The sequence below is a fragment of the Bacillus sp. SRL543 genome (assembly GCF_984799205.1).
The window spans coordinates 4256588-4271092 of sequence record NZ_OZ481794.1 but is presented as its reverse complement, the minus strand read 5'-3'; the positions used below and the strand labels follow the sequence as shown (position 1 = coordinate 4271092).

General features: G+C 46.9%; 13 protein-coding genes and 3 riboswitches. Of the genes, 11 read left to right on the top strand and 2 right to left on the bottom strand.

Going from position 1 to position 14505, the window contains the following annotated elements; all coding sequences use genetic code 11:
• The first annotated feature begins 110 nt into the window (after positions 1-110).
• A complete protein-coding gene (locus tag AC4E8B_RS21760; RefSeq protein ID WP_490215529.1) occupies positions 111-299 on the top strand; it encodes a YwzD family small protein in 189 nt (62 codons plus the stop codon).
• A gap of 158 nt (positions 300-457) precedes the next feature.
• Positions 458-1738, top strand: a complete 1281-nt coding sequence (locus tag AC4E8B_RS21755; protein ID WP_490215528.1) for a methyl-accepting chemotaxis protein — start codon at positions 458-460, stop codon at positions 1736-1738.
• A 66-nt stretch (positions 1739-1804) separates the two neighbouring features.
• Here AC4E8B_RS21755 and AC4E8B_RS21750 read toward each other — a convergent pair whose 3' ends face one another.
• Positions 1805-3313 carry an alpha/beta hydrolase gene (locus tag AC4E8B_RS21750; RefSeq protein ID WP_490215527.1) on the bottom strand — a complete coding sequence of 503 codons (1509 nt, stop codon included), beginning with the start codon at positions 3311-3313 and terminating at the stop codon, positions 1805-1807.
• Positions 3314-3496: 183 nt separating this feature from the next.
• A riboswitch (cyclic di-GMP riboswitch) is annotated at positions 3497-3579 on the top strand.
• Between the two features lie 98 nt (positions 3580-3677).
• Here AC4E8B_RS21750 and AC4E8B_RS21745 point away from each other — a divergent pair.
• The 9 genes from AC4E8B_RS21745 to AC4E8B_RS21705 all read left to right on the top strand — a co-directional run bounded on the left by AC4E8B_RS21745 (position 3678) and on the right by AC4E8B_RS21705 (position 13041).
• Complete coding sequence (locus tag AC4E8B_RS21745; RefSeq protein WP_490215526.1) at positions 3678-3905, top strand: hypothetical protein; 228 nt, start codon at positions 3678-3680, stop codon at positions 3903-3905.
• Positions 3906-4088: 183 nt separating this feature from the next.
• Positions 4089-4175: riboswitch (cyclic di-GMP riboswitch) on the top strand.
• A 17-nt stretch (positions 4176-4192) separates the two neighbouring features.
• Positions 4193-4351 (top strand): DNA-binding anti-repressor SinI, encoded by a 159-nt coding sequence (sinI, locus tag AC4E8B_RS21740; RefSeq protein ID WP_490215525.1) that lies wholly within the window; start codon positions 4193-4195, stop codon positions 4349-4351.
• A gap of 304 nt (positions 4352-4655) precedes the next feature.
• Positions 4656-5312, top strand: coding sequence for a 5-bromo-4-chloroindolyl phosphate hydrolysis family protein (locus AC4E8B_RS21735; protein ID WP_490215524.1), 657 nt, complete (start codon positions 4656-4658; stop codon positions 5310-5312).
• The gene (locus AC4E8B_RS21730) at positions 5309-6481 is read left to right on the top strand and encodes a toxic anion resistance protein (RefSeq protein WP_490215523.1); all 1173 of its coding nucleotides are present in this window, start codon (positions 5309-5311) and stop codon (positions 6479-6481) included. Before AC4E8B_RS21735 ends, AC4E8B_RS21730 begins: the two co-directional genes overlap by 4 nt.
• Positions 6482-6718: 237 nt before the next feature.
• Positions 6719-6804, top strand: a riboswitch (cyclic di-GMP riboswitch).
• Between the two features lie 23 nt (positions 6805-6827).
• Positions 6828-6962, top strand: a complete 135-nt coding sequence (locus AC4E8B_RS21725) for a hypothetical protein (protein ID WP_490215522.1) — start codon at positions 6828-6830, stop codon at positions 6960-6962.
• A gap of 330 nt (positions 6963-7292) precedes the next feature.
• A complete protein-coding gene (locus tag AC4E8B_RS21720) occupies positions 7293-8990 on the top strand; it encodes a serine hydrolase domain-containing protein (RefSeq protein ID WP_490215520.1) in 1698 nt (565 codons plus the stop codon).
• Positions 8991-9003: 13 nt separating this feature from the next.
• Entirely contained in the window at positions 9004-11088 is a 2085-nt protein-coding gene (locus tag AC4E8B_RS21715) for a glycoside hydrolase family 3 protein (RefSeq protein WP_490215518.1), read from the top strand.
• A gap of 114 nt (positions 11089-11202) precedes the next feature.
• Entirely contained in the window at positions 11203-12468 is a 1266-nt protein-coding gene (locus AC4E8B_RS21710; protein ID WP_490215517.1) for an exo-beta-N-acetylmuramidase NamZ family protein, read from the top strand.
• A 147-nt stretch (positions 12469-12615) separates the two neighbouring features.
• Complete coding sequence (locus tag AC4E8B_RS21705) at positions 12616-13041, top strand: hypothetical protein (RefSeq protein ID WP_490215516.1); 426 nt, start codon at positions 12616-12618, stop codon at positions 13039-13041.
• 560 nt (positions 13042-13601) lie between these two features.
• Here the strand turns inward: AC4E8B_RS21705 and AC4E8B_RS21700 are convergent.
• Positions 13602-14477 (bottom strand): glycerophosphodiester phosphodiesterase, encoded by an 876-nt coding sequence (locus AC4E8B_RS21700; RefSeq protein ID WP_490215514.1) that lies wholly within the window; start codon positions 14475-14477, stop codon positions 13602-13604.
• Positions 14478-14505: the final 28 nt, after the last annotated feature.

Below are 14505 nucleotides of genomic sequence, written 5' to 3'. Positions count from 1 at the left end.
GAATTGCCATGTGTTTAACATCTTTCTGTTATCTTATCCTGATAGAATGCTTATATAAGAAAAAAGCATTAAATTTTCAATGAAAATAACCAATAGACATTTTTTTACAAATGGTCTATGATTATACCATCTTTCTAGAAAAGGACACTATGGTGACAGAAATGGCTAAAGACGAACAATTTGTCCAAGTGATGCAGCATGCACTTGACAAGGCGCAGGCAGAACAGAAGCTCACTGTTGCTGAACTGATGGCAGAGATTACAGAAAAGCTGAAGCTGATGGTTAAGAAAAATGAATAGATAGCATTGGAGCGGCCCAGTTTTGGAAGCCGTTTTTTTTCTGTAATAAAATAACTGTTGCTGGGCAGCTACATTTTTTTGTGCAGACCTAAATTTTTCCACTGTTATACCGATATATCTATTAAAGCTACTATTTAAATAAGGGATAGGGGATTGTAATGGGGCAGAAAAAGAAGGATATTATCAAGAAAATAGCTGTATATATGCTGAATGTGGCAATTCAGGCGGCAGTTTCAGGCATCATTATCATAGCCATCTATTCACTGATTTTTAATGAGCCGATGATCTCGGCCAAAACGGCTGCACTGCTGGGGCTGATCATCATCGGGTTTGTGCTATCGGGTTTCATTAACTTTACTTCTTATGCCAAACCGTTCAATGAGATTCAGCGTTTTGTGGAACGGGTCAGCCAGGGGGACTTGTCACAGCCGGCTGACATCAAGGAGCTTGGTCCGCTGAAAAGCATCAGTGCACCGCTTGAGCATATGAGGAGCGGCCTTCAGGAACTTATCGCACGTGTAAAGGACACTGGAGGGAATGTGTCCGAGTCTTCTTATTCACTGGAGAAAAAAGTGGCAGAGACAAATGACAGCCTGCAGGGAATCAAGACACAGATCATGGAATTTCAGCATACAGTCTTTCAGCAGCTTCAATCGGCCAATGAAGTTGCTGTCACGATGGATGAGATGTCGGTTGGCGTCAGCAATACCGCTGAAACATCAAGCCTTGTCAATCAGGCATCAGCCGAGACCGCCAGCCTTGCGGTTTCAGGCAAGCAGCAGGTGCTTGAGGCAGCAGAAAAGATGCATGGCATCGATCAGTCCTTTAATTCACTGGAAGCTGCCATTAACGGATTTCTTGAAGGTTCCAGCAAAATTGCTATTATTACAAAGGAAATATCGGATATTGCCGGCCAGACAAATCTGCTGGCGCTGAATGCAAGCATTGAAGCAGCCAGGGCCGGGGAGCATGGAAAGGGGTTTGCTGTGGTCGCCCATGAAGTAGGGAATCTGGCCAGCCAGACCAATCAGTCGGCCTCCAATATATCCGCCATCATCCAGCAGCTCAAGGAGGATGCGGACGCCACATCGGCAGCCATGAAAAAGACCAATCAGGATGTTATCGGCGGCAAGCTCTCCATTGATGCTGTCGTGCAATCTTTTGAAAGTATCTTAGGCTCTGTTGATAATGTGAACGGACGCATCCAGGAAATATCGGCTGTCAGTGAACAAATGGCGGCAGGAAGCGAAGAAGTGGCCGCCAGCGTTGAAGAGCTATCCTCGCAATTCCAGCATGTCAACGAACGCCTGGTGGAAGTGGTCAGCCAGGTCGACGGCCAGACCGGAGATATGGAAACAGTTAAAAAGGAATCAGAGGCGCTTAATGAAATCGCAGCAGACCTTGATGGACTGCTTCAAAAATTTAAAATTGAAAGTTAAAGAAAGAGGACAGCGGCATTTGCCGCTGTCCTTTCTATATATACGAATTGCAGTACACTCTATCATTCATGCAGGTTCCCACATTTTAAGCGGGGACATACTGACTTTCTGGTACAGGTCGCTGATTTCTTCATGAAGCCTGGTGTCCTCAGAGGACAGCTTCATGAGGAGCTGCATATCGTTCAATGCTTCTGAAATTTCCCTCAGATGCAAGTGCTGCTTATAGGTTAGATTCAGCAGCCTGATGATGGATAGCTCCAATTCCCGGCGGTATTCGTCTGCCCATTTGGCCTTGAACTGCGGGAGCAGCTTTGGCGGAATTTTGCCAGCGGCTTTTGATTTCAAAATCTTCATGGCTGTCCAGTCCTCTGCTTCCAGTGCCTGTTTGAGCAGGCGGCTGAACTGCAGGGCGTCAATTTCAATATCCCGGTTCATTGAGATAATATTGTTTTCAATCGTGAATGGATCAAGAATCCCGCCTCCTTGGAATGTCTTTCGCAGGTGGGTCAGGCTGACTCGGAGCTGGTTCTGCGCGTTGGCAACCGGCAGCCCAGGCCAAAAGGCCTCTGCTACAATATTCCTTGAAACCGGGCCATGAAGGCACAAGTAAGCCAGGATTTCCTTTGCCTTGCGCTGGTTCCATTTCCCTTCAATCACTGTGTTGCCTGCTGTCACTTTAAATTCATCAAGCATACAGACTTGAATCTTATCTTCGTTTGGAGGAGGCGTCTCGAATGCTGCCTCTAATTGGAGAAGCAGCTTTTGCGTATAAGAACTCCCTGCGTCGGGCTTTACTTCTGCCATTGCTGCCGGCTGGGCTAAGAACTCCCTGCATTTGGACAGCGTCAATTCCGGCTGGTCCAGTTGAATCAGATGAGATGCAGAAGGGATGATGTACTTTCTGCTCTGCCTGATATAGTCGCTGCTCAGCATGACAAGGGAAGATGGATAGAAGTGGTCGAATTCCCCCGCTAAAAACAGTACGGGTATATTCATATGCTTAAAATTGATTATGGATGATCCGGAGATTAAATCCCTTGCTAAAAAATAGGTGTGCAAATCAAGCTTCGAGCAGGCTTCCTTCAAAAGAAAGTAATGAGGGCCGATAGATTTATAAAGAAGGTGGCTTATCCAGAAATCTGCCAGACTTTCTTTACCAAGAAGCGGCATGCTGTTTTCTGAAGGCGATTTCCTGATGCAATCAGCTAAATTTACGGCAGGGGTCGAAAAGACAATGAACGAAAGGATGCTGCCCGGGTTCAATTCCTGCCATTGGGAGCCGAAGTATGCCCCAAGGCCCTGCCCGATAAAGTGGAAAGAAGAGGATCCTGTCTCTTCCAGGATGGACTCAAAATCTTCATTTAAAGTATTCCAGTCCAGAATTCCCTCTGCAATGCTGCTGTGTCCGTGTCCCCTAAAGTCGAATGTTATAGTATGGTAGTCTGCCAACTGTGGAAGAATAAGCTTCCAAACAGTGCGGTCCAGACCCAGTCCATGTGCAAGGATCAATGTCTCTGCATCAGGATTGGCTGAACTATTCAACTCAAAGCTTATTCCTCGTTTAGTCGTATTCATGCTGCCCCTCCGATATTTCATTGTGGCAATAGCCATTTATAATATTATCGGCACATCTATCCCTTTTATTAGGAAAAATAAATATACTTCCTTCAGCAGTTAGATTCTTATTGCCTATATTTTATAAAAATTAAAATCTGCAATTGATATAAAGGGCCAAAAGTAATATGATAATAGTATGAAAATTGAAAAAGGCAAACTTGTTGAAAAATAAGGACGCAAAGCCTCGAGTCTAAGGCGCAAGCTATGATCGTCGGGCTGCCAGGGTGAATATGTGGATGGCTTTGAATTCTGTGCTTAGTACTTTCAGAGCTAATCGGCCGAACCTTTTGGCGCAGTTACTGGAAGGAAAGGATGGAGAAACATGAATTTTTTTGGCACAGCAGAGTTTTTTGAGGAGCAGCTGAAAAAGGCTGCAGAGAGCGGAAAGAATCTATCAGCGAGCATCTCCCAGATTGAGTATGAGCTGAACTTTAATTTCATCTGTACAGACAGCCTCCGCAAGGAATGCCTGGCCAACCTGATGGCTGCAGGCAGGAAACTGGATCGCCAGCTGTCATCATATAGCGAGAAACATGCTGCAGTTGTGTAGCATTAAAAGAGGGTGGAGGAACTAATTCCTTCACTCTCTTTTGTTATTCTGGACCTGTTTAGCCGGGTTATCTTTTGTGCTGGTTCGACAAATTTCGATTGGGGGGTTGTAACCAATCGAAAAAGGCACCATATCGATTGGTTTGAGTCTTACTTCATGAGGGTAGATATTCCCATCTTTACATTTTGTGAAATGCAAACTTATTGAAAAATAAGGACGCAAAGCCTCGGGTCTAAGGCTCTGCAGAGCTATGACGGCCGGGCTGCCGCAAATAGGGAGAAGTTGAGATGATGTTGCCGGAAAAGGTTGACAGGGATTGGCTTGAATTGATCTTAGAAGCAAAAAGCAGCGGGATTTCATTAGGGGAGATCCATAGCTTCATCAATGGCACTCACCTATATTGGAGCTCAGCAGAGAGCAAGAAGCAGGACGAAGAAAAACAATAAGCAGCAATTGACTATACATATGATAACTTAAGTGTTAAATCTTTGGATTTGACACTATTTTTATGAGCTAAACTTTTCGACAGAAAACAGCAATAATCGGAAGGCAGCGGTGCCAGCCTTTCTACGCCTCAAGACCTACCCCATCTTACAGTCCTGGTCTATGGAAAAGAGGAGTTTTATCGTGTATTGTTGAATTAAATAAGATGATCTTACTTTTTCTGTCAGTGCGGGAGATTGGGTGAAACCTATTGTCTTTATACGTATGTACAGGTAAAGCAGGATTTTATGTCAGGAGTCGATATGAATGAACCGGATTGTTTCGTTTCTTATAGGCACGGTACTGGCTGTCCCGTTCGCCGGGTCGGTCTGGACGGTCAGCTATTTCGGATTTGACCAGACGTTTTTCTTGTCGGGGCTGATAGCAGGCGGTGCGGCCGTGCTGGTGTATCTAACCGCATTCCAGATCGGGCGCGTCCGTTTCCTCAGGAAGCACGGGCTGACGCGGAGGGAATATAAGTATATTAAGACAAACCTTGCAGAAGGGAAAAAGAAAATTTCCCGACTGCACATGTCCTTGTTTGCGATCCGCCATCTTCCTTCTTTGAAGCAGCGGATTGAGCTGATGAGAATCACAAGGAAGATTTACAGGCTGACCAAGAAAGAGCCGAAGCGTTTTTACCAGGCGGAGCGGTTTTATTTTTCCCATCTTGATTCTCTTGTGGAAATGAGCGAGAAATATGTGTTCCTTTCCACCCAGCCGAAGAAGAACCTTGAAATCGACCAGTCGCTGCTGGAAACCCGAAGGACCATCAATGAACTCTCCCAGACGGTAGAGAAAGATTTGTATGAAGTGATTTCCGATGATATAGACAATCTGAATTTTGAAATAGACGTAGCAAAGAACTCGATTAAGACATGGAAGGAAAACCGATTACCTGAAGAAAGCAGGAGGCTGAAATGAGCGAACAAAACCCATCATTAACGAAAAAGACGGGCAGTCTTATGGATGATATCCTTGCCGACCCGTTTGGCGACAGTAACGGCGGACCTGCCCTCGAGCTTGCAAAGGAAGATAGACCGGTGAAGCTAATAGACGTGATCCCGGAAGAAAACCGGGCGCGGGCCTATCAGATCGCAGAGCAGATCGACCCGAGCAACCATCAGGCCATGATTGCCTATGGCACCCAGGCGCAGACAAAGCTGCTCACCTTCTCGCACAGCATGCTCGAGCATGTCCAGAAGAAGGATATCGGCGAGGTTGGTGATATCATCAATGACCTGATGAAGCGCCTCAATGATATGAACCCGGATGAACTGAAGCAGGGCAAGCAGTCTCTGTTTTCCCGCATGTTCGGAAAAATCTCCGATTCTGTCCAGGAGATTCTCTCCAAATATCAAAAAACAGGAGCGCAGATTGACCGGATCAGCGTAAAGCTGGACCGCAGCAAAAATGTCCTCTTGTCTGACATCCATATGCTGGAAAAGTTATATGACACGAACAAGGAATATTTTCACGCTCTCAATGTCTATATCGCAGCAGGCGAGATCAAGCTCGAGGAACTGCATGATCAGACAATCCCGCAGATGAGGAAGGAAGCGGAAACGTCAGGCGACCAGATGAAGTTCCAAGAAGTCAATGATATGCTCCAATTTGCAGACCGGCTTGACAAGAGGCTGTACGATCTGAAGCTGAGCCGGGAAATCACGATCCAATCCGCCCCGCAGATCCGCCTGATCCAGAACACAAACCAGGCCCTTGTCGAAAAAATCCAGGCTTCCATCAACACCGCCATCCCCCTTTGGAAAAACCAGGTGGCGATTGCCTTGACCCTAATCCGCCAGCGCCATGCTGTTGAAGCACAAAAGCAGGTCTCAAAGACTACCAATGAGCTGCTCTTGAAAAACGCGGAAATGCTGAAAACCAATACCATTGAAACCGCCAAGGAAAATGAGCGCGGCCTCGTGGACATTGAAACCCTCAAGAAAACCCAGGAAAACCTCATTTCCACCCTGGAAGAAACACTCAGGATCCAGGAAGAGGGCCGCAATAAGCGGCGCCAGGCAGAGAGTGACCTTGCCTCCATGGAAAATGAGCTGCGCCAAAAGCTGCTTGATATAAAAAGTTCGTAAGAAGCCTGCATTGCAGGCTTTTTTTTATTGAGTGAACAGGTTTATTTTCTAGAGAATGGGGTAATTATCCACAAGCCTTCGGAAAGTGGCGATTTTTGTATATAAATAATAGGGTCATAAGTCACTCATTATTGCTGGTAAAATACATATTTTCTTAAGAAATTTGACAAAATACCGCAAAATAGGACAAAAGTCTGTTAATATGGTTAAGGATTTACCGATATTAAAGCTGTATGTCTTTTCTAAAGGCAAAATCACTGAAAAGTGATGACGCAAAGCTATAGGGGCCTCTGCCAAACCGGCAACGCCAGCCAGCTGCCATCATACTAGAAGGAGTTATGAGTTGATGTCAAAATATTGGATGACACCTGAAGAAATTCAGAAGAAGAAAGCAAGAAACAAAACGCTATTATACATCTCTTTTTTTACAGCTACAGTTTTAATCAGTGCGATTGTGACCTTGCTTGCCAATCAAATTTAATGAACCACAGTAAAAGAATGGCCTCTTTGAGGTCATTTTTTTGTGGGGAAATACAGCTCGAGTGTGCTGCACACCCCTTCTCCCGCGTCTATAATAATCCGTCACCTTCCACTTTATTAATTGTCAAAATTTTTGTCGAATAAATCCTCCTAACTGTCCGGGCCTATAGTCAGTGTTCTGGCATAGAATTCGCATCGACTAGGTCCTCTTTGGTATAGACATCTATACACTTATTTCGCTAATCTAAAGATGTAATTATTAGAATTTTAAAAATAAAAGGAGGGCAGAGGGAAATCCGTTCAGTTCAGAGATGATAAAAGGAGGAATAAGATGAAGAATAAGTCTGTGAAAATGACATTGGCTGCGATCCTGAGCCTCAGCGCTGTGGCACCTGCAGTTATGGCAAGCGACAGTTCTGAAGCAAAAGAAAAAGCGGGTGATCTTGAAATGAGTTCTTCAAAGTTCATGCCTCCTGTTCCATTTCCATGGGACCATCCAGGCAAGTCATCACCGGTGCTTCACCCGGGATCTGCCAGGGGAGCCGGCATGGTAGAAGGGCCGCTCAATGAAATTGACGGAATCATGGAGGAAATGATTGATTCCAAGGTGATGCCGGGTGCCGTGGCGCTTGTGGCCCGCCGCGGCCATATCGTCAAGCATGAAGCATATGGAATGGCTTATCAGTACAAAGATGACGGAATGACAGAAGCTGATCAACCTATCTCCATGACGAAGGACACCATCTTTGACCTTGCGTCCATCAGCAAAATCTTTACGACGACAGCTGCCATGCAGCTGTATGAAAAAGGATTGTTCGGCCTTGACGACCCGGTGGCTGATTTTCTGCCGGAGTTTGCAGCAGGCGGCAAGGAAGAGGTGACCATCAGGCAGCTGATGACCCATACGTCAGGATTCACGGCATGGATCCCTCTCTATTCACAAGGAAACAGCCGCGAAGAACGGATCTCGATTGCCCTGCAATATCCGCTTGCCAATGAGCCGGGGAGCACTTATACATACAGCGATCTCAACATGATTGCCCTCGGAGCTCTTATTGAAAAACTATCAGGCAAGCGCCTTGATGAATATGTAAAAGACCATATTACCAAGCCTCTTGGAATGAAGGATACCATGTATAACCCGCCTGAAAATCTGAAGAATAGGATAGCAGCGACTGAATATCAGCCAGCTCTTGGGCGCGGCCTTGTCTGGGGCGAGGTTCATGATGAAAACGCCTGGTCGCTTGATGGCGTCGCCGGCCATGCAGGTGTCTTTTCTACAGCGGGAGACCTGGCGAAATTTGCCCATATGTACGTAAACGAAGGCACGTATGGGGGCAAGCGGATCTTGAAAAAGGAAACAGTCAGGATCCTGACGGAAAATCAGATCCCGCAATTCCCTGGTGATGACCATGGCCTCGGCTGGGAGCTGAACCAGGGCTGGCTCGGAGATGCGCTGACAGATAAGGACTCACTCAGCCATACCGGATATACGGGCACCTCGGTTGTCATTTCCCAGAAAAATGATACGATCGCCATCCTGCTCACCAACCGGGTCCACCCGACACGGAATACCGTTTCAACGAATCCTGCCAGAAGGGCATTTGCTAGACAGGTAGCAGACAGCATCCCAGTAAACATCCCTGGCAAAAAGCCGGCTTGGTTCTCGGGTTATGGAGATAACACAGAAAAGAGCCTGACAGCTGAAGTCAATCTGCATTCGCAGGCAGTTCTTTCTTTTGAAACCTGGCATCGGATTGAAGAAAACAGCGATTATGGCTATCTGGAAATCTCAGCAGACGGCACAAATTGGACTGAAGTCAAGTCCTTCACCGGAAACAGCGAGAGATGGAGTACGGTTAAAGCTGAGCTTCCTGCGGATACTAAGCTCATTCGCTTCCGCTATAAAACCGATGCAACCGTCAACGGCAGAGGCTGGTATCTGGATGATATAAAAATCTCGCCTAAGAAAGGCAAAGTCATAAAGCCTGAGTTTGCGAGTGAAGACTGGCAAAAGCGCAGTTATTAAAAGTTGAGGAGGAATGGCTTTGAAACAGCTCAAAACGATTATAATGACTTTTCTGGTTCTGATCCTTGGGTTCTCCGCCTGGCTGCAGCCTGCAGCAGCAGCGGGCAAGAATAAGGTGAAAGATCTTGTCCTTCTGCAGAACCTGCCGGAGTCAGAGGTGCAATTCAGCGGACAAATATTGCAGCTTAAAGCATTGCATGTCTATAAGGACGGCCATTTTCTAGGAGTCTCCAAGAATCTTGACTGGAAATCCTCCAATAAAACGGTCGCCAGGGTATCTAATGACGGAACTGTAACACTCTCAGGAAAAAATGGCCGCACTTTCATTACCGTAACAGATGGAAAAAATAAAGACCGCATCGCCATTGATGCTAAAAATCGCAAATCCGGGTTTCAGGCAGAAATCCGCAAGGAAAAATCAAAACGCTATCAGCTGGTCGATGATGCTGTCAAAGCAATGAAGCTTGAAGAAAAAGTCGGGCAGATGCTTATGCCGGATTTCCGGACTTGGAAAGGCCAGAATGTAACAGAAATCCAGCCGGAAATTGAAGCGCTGGTGAAAAAATACCATCTCGGCGGCGTCATTCTTTTTCGCGAGAATGTCGTGACAACCGAGCAGACAACCAAACTGGTTTCACAATACCAGGAGGCGTCGGAAAAATACGGGCTCCTGATGACGATTGACCAGGAAGGCGGCATTGTTACCCGCCTGCAGTCGGGAACTGATATGCCGGGCAACATGGCCCTCGGTGCTGCTCGTTCCCCTGAAACCGCTGAAAAGGTAGGGAAAGCCATCGGTGAAGAGCTTGCAGCCCTCGGCATCAATACCAATTTCGCGCCTGTCATGGATGTGAATAATAACAGTGACAATCCTGTCATCGGCGTCCGCTCTTTTGGGGAAAATCCGGAGCTTGTAGCTGAGATGGGCGTGGCTTATACAAAGGGGCTGCAGTCTGCAGGCGTCGCGGCAACAGCGAAGCACTTCCCTGGCCACGGCGACACAGCAGTCGATTCCCACCTTGGATTGCCAGAGGTCCCGCATGATAAAGAAAGATTGAAGGAAGTGGAACTGTATCCTTTCCAAAAGGGGATGGAAGCAGGCATTGATGCCATCATGACGGCTCATGTCACCTTCCCGAAAATCGATGATACAAAAGCCATTTCACAGAAAACGGGTGAAGAAATCGCCATCCCGGCAACCCTTTCCTACAAAGTTCTCACGGAACTGATGAGAGAGGAAATGGGCTATGAGGGAGTCATCACGACAGATGCGATGAACATGAATGCCATCGCAGAGCACTTTGGGCCGGTTGATGCAGCGGTCCGCTCCGTCAAAGCAGGAACGGACATTGTCCTGATGCCGGTCGGACTTGAAGCCGTTGCAGAAGGGCTGCTGACTGCCGTTAAATCAGGAGAGATTTCGGAAAAACGGATCGAAGCTTCCGTAAAGCGGATTCTGACCCTAAAGCTCAAACGGGGAATCATCAAAGAAGAAACACCGCAGGACCTGAGCGGAAAGATTGCCAATGCCCTTGAAGTCGTAGGCTCTGCCGAACATAAAGCGGTTGAAAAGGAAGCAGCGCAGAAATCAATCACGCTTGTGAAAAATGAAGGTGCCCTTCCGCTATCAGCGGCAGACAGCGATTCTATCCTCGTTATCGGAAACACCTATATCAATGATCTGGGGAAAGCAGTAAAAGCCCGGCACGCTAATACAGAAATCATAGCATCAGCTGACTACAGCCTCACGGCAGAACAGCTGGAAAAGGCCAAAAAAGCAAGTGCAGTCATCGTCGGCTCATACACATACAATGTTTCCGGCCGCTCGCCTGACAGCGCGCAAATGAAAATGATCAACAAGCTGATCAGCGAAACAGATGCACCGGTCATCACAGTGGCTATCCGCAATCCTTACGACATCATGGCCGTGCCAGGCACAGATGCCTATCTTGCACAGTATGGCTTCCGTCCGGCAAGCTTTGAAGCATCTGCAGCTGTCATTTTCGGAGAGTTCGCGCCGTCAGGGAAGCTTCCTGTGACCATCCCTTCGCTTGAAGGCGGAACTTTGTATGAATACGGCCATGGCTTGAGCTACTAAGGAGAAAAGGCAGGAAGAAGGTTATCTGCCGAAGTTCTTTTTCAATAGAAGGGTTTCGGTGCCGGGCTTTGAGCAAGGCACCGGAGCTTTTCAACAAACCAGGGAGGGGTAACATTGAAAAAACGCTTGATCATTATGCTGTCACTGATTCTTGTACTGTCCGCCCTGTCAGCCGCTGCTTTTGCGGATAACGGGAAGCATAAAGGAAGAGATAAGAAAGGAAAGAAATTCGAGCTGGGCATCGAGGTGCTGCTCGATGATCAGAAGGAACTGATAGAAGGAAAGCGTGTTGGTTTGATCACTAATCCAACCGGCGTCGATCAGGAGCTTAATAGTATTGTAGACCTGCTTCATAATGATCCTGAAGTAGAGCTTACCGCCCTGTACGGACCTGAGCATGGTGTTAGGGGAAGCGCGCAGGCCGGTGAATATGTCGAGTTTTATAACGATGAAAAGACGGGTCTTCCAGTATACAGCCTCTACGGGGCAACCAAAAAGCCGACCCCTGAAATGCTGGAAAACGTCGATGTCCTGCTGTTTGATATCCAGGATGTCGGGACCCGCTTTTACACCTATATCTACACCATGGCCTATGCAATGGAAGCCGCAAAAGAAAACGATATCCCATTCATCGTCCTTGATCGCCCGAACCCGCTTGGCGGCACTGAGGTGGAAGGGCCGGTATTGGAAACACCGTACAAATCTTTTGTCGGCAATTACGAAATCCCGCTCCGCCACGGAATGACCGTCGGTGAGCTCGCCAAACTGTTCAATGAAGAATTCGGTATTGGCGCAGACCTGACAGTTGTCAAAATGAAGGGCTGGAAGCGTGATATGTATTATGACGAAACCGGGCTCCAATTCGTCATGCCATCACCGAATATGCCGACATTGGATACCGCTCTTGCATATCCGGGAGCTGCCTTGATCGAAGGCACCAATGTATCGGAAGGCAGGGGGACGACCAAGCCGTTCGAGCTGATCGGTGCACCGTTCATCAATGCCGATAACCTGGCACAGCAGCTAAACAGCTTGAACCTGAAGGGAGTCAGCTTCCGTGCGGCATCTTTTACACCTTCCATCTCCAAGCATGCCGGCAAGCTGTCCCATGGCATTCAGATACACATTACAGATCCTGACGAATACCTGCCGGTCAAAACCGGACTTCATATCGTTAAAAGCATCCATGACCTGTATCCAGAGGATTTTGCATTCCGTGCAGAAGACAGCAAAGGCATCTCCTTCTTCGACCTTCTTATCGGAAATGGCTGGGTCCGTGATGCCATTGAAGAAGGAAAATCTGTTGAGTGGATTGAATTACAGTGGGAGGATGAGCTTAAAGACTTTAATAAAGTGCGTAAGGAATATTTGATGTACTAAGCTGGTGCCAGGCACCGCCGCTTGTGATGCGGCGGTGTTTTTGCGTTTTGCGGGGGATGGTGCCAAACACGCTCAGCTCTATCCGCTTTTATAACCTCCGAAACCGGGTAAAAATAATATAAAAATAATCATCGAGGACGTGATACTATGCCGCAGAAAGCCTACCTGATCAACACAAATCGGTCAGGCTGCCCGAATGGGAGGGATGAGAGAGATATGCTGGTTCATGCGAAGTGTGCGGCCTATTTTTCGCCGTGGAAAGAAAAGATTAAGAAGCTGCAGGAGGGGGATCTTGTTTTTTTATACAGCAACAAAAGGGGAATCATTGCACGGGGAGTAGCAACAGGAATTGTCCAGGCAGCCGATCATCAGGATGAGAACGGCGTCCACTGGGATGAGGAGTATTACATGAAGCTCCATGACTTCGATGTTCTATCTTCCCCTATGCCTGCGTCTAGAATCTGCCAGGCTGCCGGACAGAGAATCGTGTTTGGGCAGACTGTGACACCGGTGAAAGGTGAGAGCGGGAAAGCGATTTGGGATGAAATTACAAGGAATTATATGAACACATAGAATCTTCCTCAAGCCCTGGGAAGGTGCAAACCAAAATTAATAACCGGGTATAAGGCTTCATTTTATGCCCGGAAAATAAATAAAATAGCTTAGAAGCCGCTCCCGGTTTCTAAGCTATTTTTAAGGTTTATTCATCATCTGTATGTTTAGAACGTTCGCTGATAATTTTCAGTAGAAGGAATTTGTCCTGTGGGGATAGCATGGCCCAGCTTCCTGCTTTGATTTTCATTAGTACCACTCCTTGTTTTTTTGTTTGATAAAAAACGAATATTATGCGGCAGCTAGATGAGTTAACCAACAATGTAACAGCAAGACCTTTTTCTCTATAATATTTTCCCTGTATTCTTATTATCTTTATACCGCCATTTATTGTAAATGAAACAAAAGAAATCTTGACAAGAAACGACTCTATTCACGGAAGTTTTCTTATTTCCTGAGAAATAATTGTCTTATTGCCGGAGAGAATCCAAAATCAAGAAGATTAGTGGCCAATAGTATTAAGGCGTGTCGAAAAGAAATTATAAAAAACTTCCCGGCCGGGAAGTTTTTTAGGTATCTGATTATTCTTTTTCATCATGATTACTGAGAACCTCTGATAAGGTATCAGAGAAATCAGTGAACGCCCCGGTTATTCCCCAAGCGACCCCTTCTTCCATTTCATTCTGCTTATTAATGGTATACGGGTGTACAAGCAGCCCGTTTTCCCTCGCCTTCTTTACATACTCTTCATCAATCATACTATAATTCGGGCCGATGCCGGCTGCGTACTTCTGCCACTTCTTGATGTCACGATCTGTCAGCACAGCCTGTTCTTTGTATGAGACCAGCTGGATTAAAGGGATGTCTGGTTCTTCTCTGTGTATCCTATTCAGGCTTTTGCTGCTGAAAGACTGGATGATTACCCGGGGACTGTCCCTTTTGCTGCTTATCAGACCATGATCGCGCAGCAGCCTTAAGAGTTCCTCCTCCATTCCGGGATACAAATCAGGAGACTTGGTTTCAATATAATAGTTGACGCTTCCTCCGAAATGCTGAAAGATTTCCTCTAAAGAAGGGACCTTGAGGCGGGTGTATGCCGGATCTGCATATCCGGGATGCTTGCGGTTGAACCACGAACCGGCATCAAGCTGCTGCAGCTCAGCCAATGTAAAGGACTGGACGGCACCTGATCCGTCCGTCGTGCGGTCAACCGTTCTGTCATGCATGGCGGCAAGCTTGCCGTCCTTTGTCATCTGCAGATCGATTTCAATATAATCTGCGCCAAGCTGGGCGGCCATCTCATAGGAAGCGAGCGTATGCTCGGGGGCATAGGCCGAGGCACCGCGGTGGCCGATGACAATAAAGCTGTCTGATGGAGCGGTATAGTCTCTTTCTGCTGAAGAGCATCCAGCTGAGGATAGGAGAAGTATGCATATGATTACAATTTTTTTTGCCATGGACTGTCACCTGCTTTAAAAAGTCGTC

Coding starts and splice junctions, on each gene's coding strand:
- AC4E8B_RS21755 (WP_490215528.1), top strand. CDS start 458: ATGGGGCAGAAAAAGAAGGATATTATCAAGAAAATAGCTGTATATATG.
- AC4E8B_RS21760 (WP_490215529.1), top strand. CDS start 111: ATGGTCTATGATTATACCATCTTTCTAGAAAAGGACACTATGGTGACA.
- AC4E8B_RS21720 (WP_490215520.1), top strand. CDS start 7,293: ATGAAGAATAAGTCTGTGAAAATGACATTGGCTGCGATCCTGAGCCTC.
- sinI (WP_490215525.1), top strand. CDS start 4,193: ATGATGTTGCCGGAAAAGGTTGACAGGGATTGGCTTGAATTGATCTTA.
- AC4E8B_RS21705 (WP_490215516.1), top strand. CDS start 12,616: ATGCCGCAGAAAGCCTACCTGATCAACACAAATCGGTCAGGCTGCCCG.
- AC4E8B_RS21730 (WP_490215523.1), top strand. CDS start 5,309: ATGAGCGAACAAAACCCATCATTAACGAAAAAGACGGGCAGTCTTATG.
- AC4E8B_RS21700 (WP_490215514.1), bottom strand. CDS start 14,477: ATGGCAAAAAAAATTGTAATCATATGCATACTTCTCCTATCCTCAGCT.
- AC4E8B_RS21735 (WP_490215524.1), top strand. CDS start 4,656: ATGAACCGGATTGTTTCGTTTCTTATAGGCACGGTACTGGCTGTCCCG.
- AC4E8B_RS21745 (WP_490215526.1), top strand. CDS start 3,678: ATGAATTTTTTTGGCACAGCAGAGTTTTTTGAGGAGCAGCTGAAAAAG.
- AC4E8B_RS21715 (WP_490215518.1), top strand. CDS start 9,004: ATGGCTTTGAAACAGCTCAAAACGATTATAATGACTTTTCTGGTTCTG.
- AC4E8B_RS21750 (WP_490215527.1), bottom strand. CDS start 3,313: ATGAATACGACTAAACGAGGAATAAGCTTTGAGTTGAATAGTTCAGCC.
- AC4E8B_RS21725 (WP_490215522.1), top strand. CDS start 6,828: ATGTCAAAATATTGGATGACACCTGAAGAAATTCAGAAGAAGAAAGCA.